The 10478-nt window shown below is 64.6% G+C and carries 11 protein-coding genes; 7 read left to right on the forward strand and 4 right to left on the reverse strand.

What is annotated here, in order from left to right; translation table 11 throughout:
- Positions 1-99 precede the first annotated feature (99 nt).
- Positions 100-1026, reverse strand: coding sequence for a class I SAM-dependent methyltransferase (locus tag IVB22_RS23525; protein ID WP_247519620.1), 927 nt, complete (start codon positions 1024-1026; stop codon positions 100-102).
- Positions 1027-1162: 136 nt separating this feature from the next.
- Between IVB22_RS23525 and IVB22_RS23530 the strand changes: the two genes are divergently transcribed.
- The 5 genes from IVB22_RS23530 (at position 1163) to IVB22_RS23550 (ending at position 6332) form a co-directional block, all read left to right on the forward strand.
- Positions 1163-2200, forward strand: a complete 1038-nt coding sequence (locus IVB22_RS23530; RefSeq protein WP_247519643.1) for a ligase-associated DNA damage response exonuclease — start codon at positions 1163-1165, stop codon at positions 2198-2200.
- Complete coding sequence (locus tag IVB22_RS23535; RefSeq protein ID WP_247519621.1) at positions 2197-3849, forward strand: cisplatin damage response ATP-dependent DNA ligase; 1653 nt, start codon at positions 2197-2199, stop codon at positions 3847-3849. The genes IVB22_RS23530 and IVB22_RS23535 overlap by 4 nt, the downstream gene beginning before the upstream one ends.
- Before the next feature lie 96 nt (positions 3850-3945).
- Entirely contained in the window at positions 3946-4248 is a 303-nt protein-coding gene (locus IVB22_RS23540; protein WP_214492052.1) for a DUF6460 domain-containing protein, read from the forward strand.
- Positions 4249-4272: 24 nt separating this feature from the next.
- Positions 4273-5007, forward strand: a complete 735-nt coding sequence (locus IVB22_RS23545; protein WP_247519622.1) for an MBL fold metallo-hydrolase — start codon at positions 4273-4275, stop codon at positions 5005-5007.
- A 2-nt stretch (positions 5008-5009) separates the two neighbouring features.
- Complete coding sequence (locus IVB22_RS23550; RefSeq protein WP_247519623.1) at positions 5010-6332, forward strand: MATE family efflux transporter; 1323 nt, start codon at positions 5010-5012, stop codon at positions 6330-6332.
- A gap of 103 nt (positions 6333-6435) precedes the next feature.
- Here IVB22_RS23550 and IVB22_RS23555 read toward each other — a convergent pair whose 3' ends face one another.
- Positions 6436-7533, reverse strand: coding sequence for a quinone-dependent dihydroorotate dehydrogenase (locus IVB22_RS23555; protein WP_247519624.1), 1098 nt, complete (start codon positions 7531-7533; stop codon positions 6436-6438).
- Positions 7530-7874, reverse strand: a complete 345-nt coding sequence (locus IVB22_RS23560; protein WP_247519625.1) for a DUF952 domain-containing protein — start codon at positions 7872-7874, stop codon at positions 7530-7532. Before IVB22_RS23560 ends, IVB22_RS23555 begins: the two co-directional genes overlap by 4 nt.
- A 178-nt stretch (positions 7875-8052) precedes the next feature.
- On the opposite strand from IVB22_RS23560, the gene IVB22_RS23565 reads away from it, so the two are divergent.
- Both IVB22_RS23565 and IVB22_RS23570 read left to right on the forward strand, forming a co-directional pair.
- Positions 8053-8706: a helix-turn-helix transcriptional regulator gene (locus IVB22_RS23565; protein WP_247519626.1), complete on the forward strand. Its 654-nt coding sequence runs from the start codon at positions 8053-8055 to the stop codon at positions 8704-8706.
- 13 nt (positions 8707-8719) lie between these two features.
- Complete coding sequence (locus tag IVB22_RS23570; protein ID WP_247519627.1) at positions 8720-9223, forward strand: mismatch-specific DNA-glycosylase; 504 nt, start codon at positions 8720-8722, stop codon at positions 9221-9223.
- 152 nt (positions 9224-9375) lie between these two features.
- Here IVB22_RS23570 and IVB22_RS23575 read toward each other — a convergent pair whose 3' ends face one another.
- The gene (locus IVB22_RS23575) at positions 9376-10158 is read right to left on the reverse strand and encodes a class II aldolase/adducin family protein (RefSeq protein ID WP_247519628.1); all 783 of its coding nucleotides are present in this window, start codon (positions 10156-10158) and stop codon (positions 9376-9378) included.
- Positions 10159-10478: the final 320 nt, after the last annotated feature.

Below are 10478 nucleotides of genomic sequence, written 5' to 3' on the forward strand. Positions count from 1 at the left end.
CTCCCTTATGGGAGTCTTGATCAGCCATTCCGGCGCCACTGGCAATAGCGGACATGTCGCACGCAATGCCGCCATTCGGCCATTGCGTAGCGTCTAGACTCAAGTTTTCGCGGCGATGGCGACGAGGCCTGGAACCGGCGCGTTGTCCTCGTTGCGGGCGGAGCGATCTTCCAGCAGGGGCAATTTGAGGCCGGCGGATTCGACCGCGGCGCGCACGTAAGCCGCCGCATGGGCATAGCGCAGCCCGTGGCCGATGACGACGCCTTCGCCGTCATGGGTTTCGGTGGTGAAAGCAAGCAGCCCGCCGGAGGCCAGTACGCGAGCGGCTTCCGCGAGAACCGGTGCAAGCTCGGCGACGTACACCATGGCGTCCGCAGCGAGAATGAGATCGGCGCTGGCGTCCGGCCGCGCACGCAGGCCCTGCAACATGTCCGCGACTTTCAGCTCCGCATACAGCGAAGTGGCGCGCGACCGCTCGATCATGCGCGGCGACAGGTCGACGCCGATGAAATGATCGACCGTGCGGGCGAAGGCGGCCGCAGCCAGCCCGGTGCCGCAGCCGAGGTCGATGGCGCGCTTGAATAACGCCGGCTTGCCGGCGGCCGATCGCACCGACAGCACCGCCTTGAACAGCAGCGCCGGGCCGCGATAGCCGAGATCGCCGACCAGCGAAGCTTCGAACCGCGGCGCATATTGGTCGAACAGCGCCTGCACATAGGCCTGCGGCATGCCGGACACGGGCTCGGCGCCGAGCCGCATCAATCGAAGCCCGGCGCCGTGGCGGTCGCCGGGATCGCCGGCCTGGGCCTTTTGATACGCCGCAATCGCCGCCCGGTGCTCGCCGAGTTCTTCGCGGATGCCGGCGAGCGTGAACCAGGCGGATGTGAAATTCGGCGCCAGCTCGATCGCCTGCATCAGCAGATCGGCAGCGGTGGGCAGATCGCCCTTCAATTGCAGGTCGCGGGCAAATTCGAACCGGCGGTCGGCCATCAGATCGCCGGAAGACAGAAAAACGCGGGCGGGCATTTCAGGAACCAGGCTTGTCATTGCCGGGCTTGACCCGGCAATCCATCAAAGCAAGGACTCTTCGCGAAGATGGATGCGCGGGTCAAGCCCGCGCACGACAGCTAAACTTTGCGGCCAAAGCACCTATATGTCTGGCATGCGCCCGCAGGACATCCTGATCCCCGCTGCCGCCGGCCTGTGCTGCAAACCGGGCGGCTTCCACATCGACCCGGTGCGTGCGGTCGAGCGCGCCGTGATTACCCACGGCCATTCCGACCATGCCCGCGCCGGCCATGGCGCCGTGCTCGCCACGCAGGAAACGCTCGACATGATGCGGCTGCGCTATGGCGACAATTTTGCCCGCAGCACGCAGGCGGTGCGCTATGGCGAAGAAATCCGGCTCGGCGATGTCAAAATCAAATTCCATCCCGCGGGCCATGTGCTGGGCTCGGCGCAGATCGCGGTGAGCTGCAAGGACACCTGCATCGTCGCGTCCGGCGACTACAAGGACGCCATCGACCCGACCTGCACGCCATTCGAAGTGGTGCCCTGCGACGTCTTCATCACCGAGGCGACGTTCGGCCTGCCGGTGTTCCGCCATGGCGATGCGGCCGACGAGGTGAAGAAGCTGCTGGCATCCGTCGCACTGTTTCCCGAGCGCGCGCATCTGGTCGGGGCCTATTCGCTCGGCAAGGCGCAGCGCGTGATCGCGCTGCTGCGCCAGGAAGGTTGCGACGCGCCGATTTATCTGCATGGCGCGATGGAAGAGATCACGCACTACTATGAAAGCCGCGGCATCGCGCTTGGCGAGCTACGCACCGTCAAGGGCGTGAAGAAGGCCGATCTCGCCGGCACCATCACGCTGGCGCCGCCGTCGGCCACATCAGACATCTGGACCAGGCGATTTCCCGATCCGGTCACGGCATTCGCTTCGGGCTGGATGCGGGTGCGGGCGCGCGCCCGCCAGCGCGGCGTCGAACTGCCGCTGGTGATATCGGACCACGCCGATTGGGACGGCCTGACCGCGACCATCGAAGCCACCGGCGCCGGCGAAGTCTGGGTCACCCACGGGCAGGAAGACGCGCTGGTGCATTGGTGCAAGACCCGCGGGCTTGCCGCGCGGCCGCTCGATCTCGTCGGCTATGGCGACGAGGAGGAGCACGAGGTGGTCGCGGCCGACGAGGCCGAGGCATGAACCGCTTCGCCGAACTTCTGGATCGCCTCGCCTATGAGCCCGGCCGCAACAACAAGCTGCGGCTGATCACGGCCTATTTTCGCGACACGCCCGATCCCGACCGCGGCTACGCGCTGGCGGCGCTGACTGGCGCGCTGTCGTTCAAACACGCCAAGCCGGGGCTGATCCGCGATTTGATTATGGATCGTACCGATCCGGTGCTGTTTGGGCTGTCGTATGATTATGTCGGCGACTTATCCGAGACGGTCGCGCTGATGTGGCCGAAGGCGGCACCAGCCGGCCATAACAACCCGCCTCCCCCCACCCTGTCCGAAGTCGTCACCACCCTTCGCACGCTCGGCAAGACCGACCTCCCAAAACAGCTCGCGCGCTGGCTCGATGAGCTCGACGAGATCGGGCGCTGGGCACTGCTAAAACTCGTCACCGGCGCGATGCGGATCGGGATTTCGGCGCGGCTTGCGAAAACCGCGGCGGCCGCGCTGGGCGACAAGGACCCGCACGAGATCGAACTGATCTGGCCGGGGCTCGCCCCGCCCTATCTCGACCTTTTCGCATGGCTGGAAGGCCGCGGCGAGAAGCCGGTCAACCGCGACCCGGCGCCGTTCCGCCCGGTGATGCTGGCGCATGCGATCGAGGATACGGATTTCGCCAGTCTCGATCCGGCCGATTTCATCGCGGAATGGAAATGGGACGGCATTCGCGTGCAGGCGGTCGCGGGCCGCGACGAGCGCGGCTACATGCAGGCACGGCTCTATTCCCGCACCGGCGAGGACATCACCAAGAGCTTTCCCGACCTCGTGCCGTCGCTGCATCTGCCCGGCGCCATCGATGGCGAGCTATTGGTGCTGCGCGAAGGCCGCGTGCAGACCTTCAACGTTCTGCAGCAGCGGCTGAACCGAAAAGTTGTCTCGCCGAAGCTGATCAAGGATTTTCCGATCCATCTGCGCGCCTACGACCTGCTCGGCGACGACGAGAACGATCTGCGCGAATTGCCGTTTGCAGAACGCCGCGCCCATCTCGACGCCTTCGTAAGGAAGCTTGACGACCCGCGCATAGATCTCTCGCCGACGATCGCCTTCGATAGCTGGGAGACGCTAATGGCCGCGCGTGCCGATCCCTCAAGCGCTGGCGCGGGCGAGGATGCCGAAGCCGTCGAGGGCGTGATGCTCAAGCGCCGCGACGCGCCTTACCTGCCGGGGCGACCCAAGGGCCAGTGGTGGAAATGGAAGCGCGACCCGCACATCATCGACGCAGTGTTGATGTACGCCCAGCGCGGCCACGGCAAGCGTTCGTCCTATTATTCGGACTACACCTTCGGCGTCTGGACTTCGGGCGAGGACGGCGAGCAGCTGGTGCCGGTCGGAAAGGCCTATTTCGGCTTCACCGACGAGGAACTCTTGCAGATCGACCGTTTCGTCCGCCGCAACACGACGGAAAAGTTCGGCCCCGTGCGGCATGTCGTGCACGAACCGGACCAGGGCCTGGTGCTGGAAGTCGCCTTCGAGGGATTGGCGCGCTCGCCGCGGCACAAATCCGGCGTCGCGATGCGGTTTCCGCGCATCAGCCGGCTGCGCTGGGACAAGCCGCCGCGCGAGGCCGACCGGCTGGAGACGCTGGAGCGAATGCTGAAGGACGTGACGGCAAATTAACATTCCAAGGGCGCATGGCGGCCATTGACTGATACGAGCGGGTTCCCCATCTGCCCCGCCGTGCCTATAATGCGCGCGACCTGCGAGGAGAGACCGATGCCCAACGACGTCAGAGACCTGCCGGCCAGCAATGACGGCCTGTACCGCTTCCTCGGCGGCTCGCCGCTGGCGGTGGCGTTCCGGCTCATCCTGCTGTCGATCCTGGTCGGCGTCGTGCTCGCCGCCATCGGCTTCGATCCCTGGAATATCCTGCACAGCATCCAGATGCTGTTCCGACGGCTATGGGATCTCGGCTTCGACGCCGTCAACTGGCTGTGGCGCTACTTCCTGCTCGGCGCTGTTATCGTGATCCCGATCTGGCTGTTGTCGCGGCTGTTCGGCAGCCCCCGCGGGCGATAGTAACTTGGAGGCGGTGAGCAGCCGATGCAATTGCGATTTGTCGGCTGCGGCGACGCGCTCGGTTCCGGCGGCAGGTTCAACACCTGCTTCCACGTCACGGGCGCTAGCGCCAATTTCCTGATCGATTGCGGCGCGTCGTCGCTGCCCGCGCTGAAGCGTCTCGGCATCGCGCGCGACGAGATCGACCTGATCCTGATCACACATTTCCACGGCGACCATTTTGGCGGCTTGCCGTTCCTGCTGCTAGACGCGCAGTTCACACGGCGCGCCCGTCCGCTCGTCATCGCAGGTCCTCAGGGCATCGAGACGAAGCTCGCCAACCTGATGGAATCGCTGTTCGAGCATTCCTCGAAGACAAAGCAGCGATTCGATCTCTCGGTCGTTGCGCTTGAACCGCAACAGAGCCGGACGTTTGGCGACGTCAAGGTGACGCCATATCCCGTGGTCCACGGCGAATCCGGCGGACCATTCCTGGCCTATCGCGTCGAGGCCGAGGGGCGCGTCATCACCTACAGCGCCGATACCGAGTGGACGGATATGCTGATCCCGGCGGCGCGCGGCGCGGACCTGTTCATTGCCGAGGCCTACTACTACGACAAAATCATCAGGAATCATCTCAGCCTGAAAACGCTGGAAGCGCACCTTCCTGAGATCAACGCGAAAAAGCTGGTGCTGACGCATATGAGCGACGACATGCTCGGCCGGCTGGACGAACTGCCCTACACGGCCGCGCATGACGGCATGGCCGTCGAGCTCTAGGCATGCATTCGCCCGTAACTCCATCCAGAGTCACGACGGCACAGGTATTTGCCATCGCCGGCCCCGCGATGGTCGCGAACCTGACCACGCCGCTGATCGGCATCGTCGCGACCACGGCGATCGGCCGGCTCGGCGACGCCACGCTGCTCGGCGGTGTCGCGATGGCGTCCGTGCTTTTTGACTGCGTATTCTGGCTGTTCGGGTTCCTGCGCATGAGCACGGTGGCCTTCACGGCGCAATCGCTGGGATCAGGCGAGACGTCGGAATTACGCGCGATCCTGATGCGCGGGTTGATCGTTGCGGCGCTGGTTGGCGCGACGCTGATCGCCCTGCAGATTCCGCTCGCCACTATTCTGCTCAACGCGATGGGCGGCAGCGAGGGCGTCACGCGCGCGGCCAAAACCTACTTCATCATCCGGATCTGGTCTTCGCCGCTGGCGCTCGGCAATTATGTCGTGCTGGGATGGTTGATCGGGCAGGCCCGCGCCAAATTGGCGCTCGGCATGCAGATCACCATCAATCTCATCAACGTGGCGGCGACCGTCGTGCTGGTGCTGGTTTTCGACTTCGGAATTGCCGGCGCTGCAATCGCGGCGCTGATCGCGGAGGCCGCAGGCCTCCTGCTCGGCTTGCTGATCGCGCGCCACCTTTCGAAAGGGCAGTTCGCGGCTTCCCGCGCGTTGCTGTTCGACCGCACCAAGCTGATGCGCATGCTCTCGGTCAACCGCGACATCATGATCCGCACCGCGTCGCTGATCGCGGCGTTTCTGTTCTTCACCGCGCAGGGCGCCCGTGCCGGCGACATGACGCTCGCCGCCAATGCCGTACTCAACAATTTTCTGCTGTTCGGCGCCTTTTTTCTCGACGGCCTCGCCAACGCAGCCGAGCAGCTCTGCGGCCGTGCCTATGGCGCACGCGACAAGGCGGCCTTCGCTGGCGCCGTGAAGCTCGTCGTGATGTGGGGCTTTGGCTTCGCGCTCGCGGTCGCCGCCTGTTTCCTGCTGTTCGGGCCTGCGTTTATCGACATCATGACGGCAAGCGCGGAGGTGCGGCGCATCGCGCGCGATTATCTGCCGTTCGTGATTTTTGCGCCGCTGCTTGGCGTGTTCGCCTTTGCCTTTGACGGTGTCTATATCGGCGCGACCTGGGCGCGCGACATGCGCAATCTGATGGTGGCCTCGCTGGCGATCTTCCTTGCCGCATGGTTCGCGCTGCGCTCGTTCGGCAATGCCGGACTATGGGGCGCGCTACTCGTGCACTACGCCGCCCGCGGTGGGCTGGAGGCGTTGCGCTATCCGGCGCTGTTGAAGAAGTCGTTTGGCTAGTAGCTCGTAGCCCGGATGGAGCGAAGCGAAATCCGCGGCCTTGTGCAAGCGGAGAGTCCGATCCCGGATTGCGCTTCGCTCCATGCGGGCTACGAGAACGCAACTACACAACCGGCCAGTCCTCTGCCGTGATCGTCGCCGCATCGGCGCCGACGATCTCCGACAGCGAGTCACGTCCCGTGCGCAGCAAGGTCGAGGCCAGATCGTTCTTGATGTCGTCGACGAGGCCAAGGCCCTTGTAGACCAGCGACGAGTAGAGCTGGATCAGGCTGGCGCCGGCGCGGATTTTCGTCAGCGCGGCACCGCCGGAATCGATGCCGCCGACTCCGATCAGCGGAAACGCGCCTTCGGTGCGGACAAAAGTCTCCGCCACCATGCGGGTCGATAATCGAAACAGCGGCCGCCCCGATAATCCGCCCTGCTCTTTCGCGCGGGCCTGTTCGCGCAAGCTCGAGGGCCGCGCCAGCGTGGTGTTGGCGACGATCATGCCGTCGACACCGCGCGAGCGCGCGATGTGCACGACGTCGTCAAGTTCCGTCAAACTCAGATCCGGCGCGATCTTCAGCAGCACCGGCGAATCGCCGGCATTCTTGCGCACCCGCTCCCTGGCATCGATGACCTTGGCGAGCAGGTCGTCAAGCGCTGCGGATTGCTGCAGGTTGCGCAGGCCCGGCGTGTTCGGCGAGGAGACGTTGACGGTGAAATAGCTCGCGACCGGCGCAAATGTCTCGATCAGCTTGACGTAGTCGGCGACGCGGTCGGACGAATCCTTGTTGGCCCCGACATTGACGCCGACGATGCCGCCATGGTTGGCGCGCGCCGCAAGCCGGCGCAGCGCGGCTTCGGCGCCGTCATTGTTGAAGCCCATGCGGTTGATCACGGCTTCATCCCGCTCCAGCCGAAACAGCCGCGGCCGCGGATTGCCGCCCTGCGGCTTCGGCGTCACCGTGCCGATTTCGACGAAGCCGAAACCGAGCCGCAACAACGCGTCGGGCACCTCCGCGCTCTTGTCGAAGCCCGCGGCCATGCCGATCGGATTGGGAAAGTTCAGGCCGAAGGCGCGCACCGCCAGTTTGTGGTCGTCGGCGCGCGGCTTGACCGGGGGCAGCAGCCGCAGCCCCTGGATCGCCATGCGATGCGCATCTTCCGGATCGAACCAGCGCAACAGCGGCAGCGAAAAGGCATCGAAGGCGCGGATCACGGGAGAAGCTCCGGAATGTCGTGAGTGCCATCGGATCGCGCGCGCATGTCGAGGATGGCGGTCACCGCCCCGAGATCGAGTTCGCCGTAGAGATGCGGGAACAGTTCGTCGTTGCGCGAAGGCTCCCAGCGCAAGGCGTCGCCCAGCGCGGCCGCGTCGACCGCGACCAGGAACAGGCCGGTTTGGCCGAAATAATGCTTTCGCGCCGTCTCGGCGACCTGGGATGCCGTGGAGAAATGAATGTAGCCGTCGCGCAGATCGTCGCTACTACCCCGGTAGACGCCCTGCCGTTCGGCCTCGCGCCAGGCCGAGGCCGGAGTGATTTTATAAATGGTTCGCACGGCCTTTCCCGGGGCTTGTCGTTGAGTCTCTTGGGATTTTCCCGGAAATGGCCGGGGTGGCGGCAGACCGTAAAGGCCGCAGGCCGCTAACTCAAGCGCTGCGCAGCAGGCCCAACGCGGAGATTTGCGCAAAGGGGCCGAATGAGGCAATAATTCCTAGGCGATTTCGGGATTCTCGATGGCCAGGCATTCCAAGACACAGCGCATCTTGACCCACGGCCAGGTCTGGACCGCGCTCGACCGGCTGGCCGAACGCGCCGGCATGTCGCCCTCGGGGCTCGCCAAACGCAGTGGACTCGACCCCACCACCTTCAACAAATCCAAGCGCATCACGGCTGACGGCCGCGAGCGGTGGCCTTCCACCGAATCGGTATCGAAGGCGCTGGCCGCGACCAATTCGTCGATCGACACCTTTGTGCAGTTGATCGGCGACGGCGCACGCGGCCTGCAATCGGTGCCGATGCTTGCCCTGGCGCAAGCCGGCAGCGGCGGCCATTTCGACGAGAGCGGCTTTCCCGCCGGCCGTGGCTGGGACGAGGTCGCGCTGCCACAGGCCTCTGACGAACACGCCTACGCGCTGGAGATATCCGGCGATTCGATGAAGCCGACCTATCGCGACGGCGACATCATCGTAGTGTCGCCGGGAACGCCGATCCGGCGCGGCGACCGCGTGGTGCTCAAAACGTCGGATGGCGAAGTGATGGTCAAGGAATTGAAGCGCCGCACCACCAAGACGCTGGAACTGCAGTCGCTCAATCCGTCCCAGGCCGATCGCACGCTCGACGCCGACGACGTCGCCTGGATCGCAAGGATCGTGTGGGCGAGCCAATAGGATTGTCGCTAGCGTGACTGATGTGCTGAGCGACCTGCTGCAACATTCCCTTCGCATCGTGTTGTGCGGAACCGCGGCCGGCACGACGTCCGCTGCTGAGCGGGCCTATTACGCGCACCGGCAAAACAAGTTCTGGAAGATCTTGCACGAGACAAAGCTTACGCCGGAGCTGCTGCGGCCGCATCAATATCGCAGCCTGCTGCAACATGGGATCGGCCTGACTGATCTCGTGAAAGCGGGCGCCGGGATGGACCGCGCCACGCTTCCCAAACTGACGGCGGCGGATCGCTTACGCCTGAGTAATGCCATCGCGACCTTTCGTCCGCAGTTCCTGGCATTCACCAGCAAGACGGCCGGACAGAAATTCTTCGACGGCACGCGAGACTATGGCGAGCAGGTGGAACTGATCGGCGACACCAGGGTATGGATATTGCCGTCGACCTCGGGCGCTGCCAATGGAAGCTGGCGGCCTGAGATCTGGCACCAGTTTGCGGACGGCGTCAGGGCGGCGGGCTGACTGCCTTCCTTCTCCCACAGGAAGGAAGGCGCAGGGTGGGCAAAGCGAAGCGTGCCCACCCTTTGCAGCACCAATCCGGATAGAAGATGGTGGGCACGGCGCGAAGAGCGCGCCTTTGCCCACCCTACAAGCCGTCTACACGGCAGCAGCGATTACGTCGCGTAATCAGGCTCTTTCCTGTCCAGCATCCGCTTCAGCGCATCAAAATGCCGCTGGGCCGGGGTCGGTCCCTTGTAGAGATGCTCGTCCTTGTAATCACGTTTGGTTTTTTCCACCACAGGCGCAGGAAGCTGTTTCAGCTTCTGGCCGGTCCACATCGCGTAGATCTGCACCTGGGCGGCCCGCTCGACGTAGTACAGCATGTCGTAGGCTTCCGCGACGGTCGCGCCGACGGTGGAGATGCCGTGGTTAGCCATGAACAGCACGGTCTTGTCGCCGATGACTTTTGCGAGCCGCGCGCCTTCGGCAGGATCGAGCGCCGGGCCGGAATATTCGTCGTCATAGGCGATGGCGCCCGACAGCCCGACCTCGGTCTGGCCGATCTCCTTGATGCGGGGGTCTTCGAGCCGCGTCAGCGCGCTGGCATGCGGCATGTGGGTGTGAAACACCGCCTTCGCCTGCGGCAGAGCCTTGTGGATTGGCGCGTGGATGCAATAGCAGGAGCGCTCCACTTCGCCCTCCCCGCGCTTGACCTCGCCGTCGTCGATGCCGACTTCCATGAAGCAGGAAGCCGTGACCTCGGACCAATGCGTGCCGAACGGGATCTGATAGTAGCGATCGGTGCTATCAGGCACCACGAAGGTCAGATGATTGAAGATGCCTTCGGAAAATCCCTGGATGAAGGCCAGCCGGTGCGCGGCCGCGAGGTCGACCCGCGCCTGCCATTGCTCGGCGCTGTACTCGCTGAGCGTCTTCGGCGAAACCCTGAACTGCATGAGCTTTCTCCCACTGTGTGGCCTACCCCTCCGCGGGGGCTTTGACGGCTGTTATGCGGGGTATTGTAGCGCAATCCGGCGCGGACCGCGGCTGAAATTGCGGCGGGCCTGCCATCCCGGTTTGCGGGGTACATCGGCTTGATTCTTCCTTCTCCCCTTGTGGGAGAAGGTGCCGGAGCGAAGCGGAGGCGGATGAGGGGTTCTCTCCGCGGAGACAGACCCCTTGTATCTGCCCATTGAGCAAAATGTGCGATGGAAGCGACTGAGCGCTTTGGCCGGTGGCCACCGGCCAAAGCGCGCGGCGATGTCGCCCGATACCC

Source organism: Bradyrhizobium sp. 190 (assembly GCF_023073415.1).
In the GTDB taxonomy this organism is placed as follows: Bacteria; Pseudomonadota; Alphaproteobacteria; order Rhizobiales; family Xanthobacteraceae; genus Bradyrhizobium.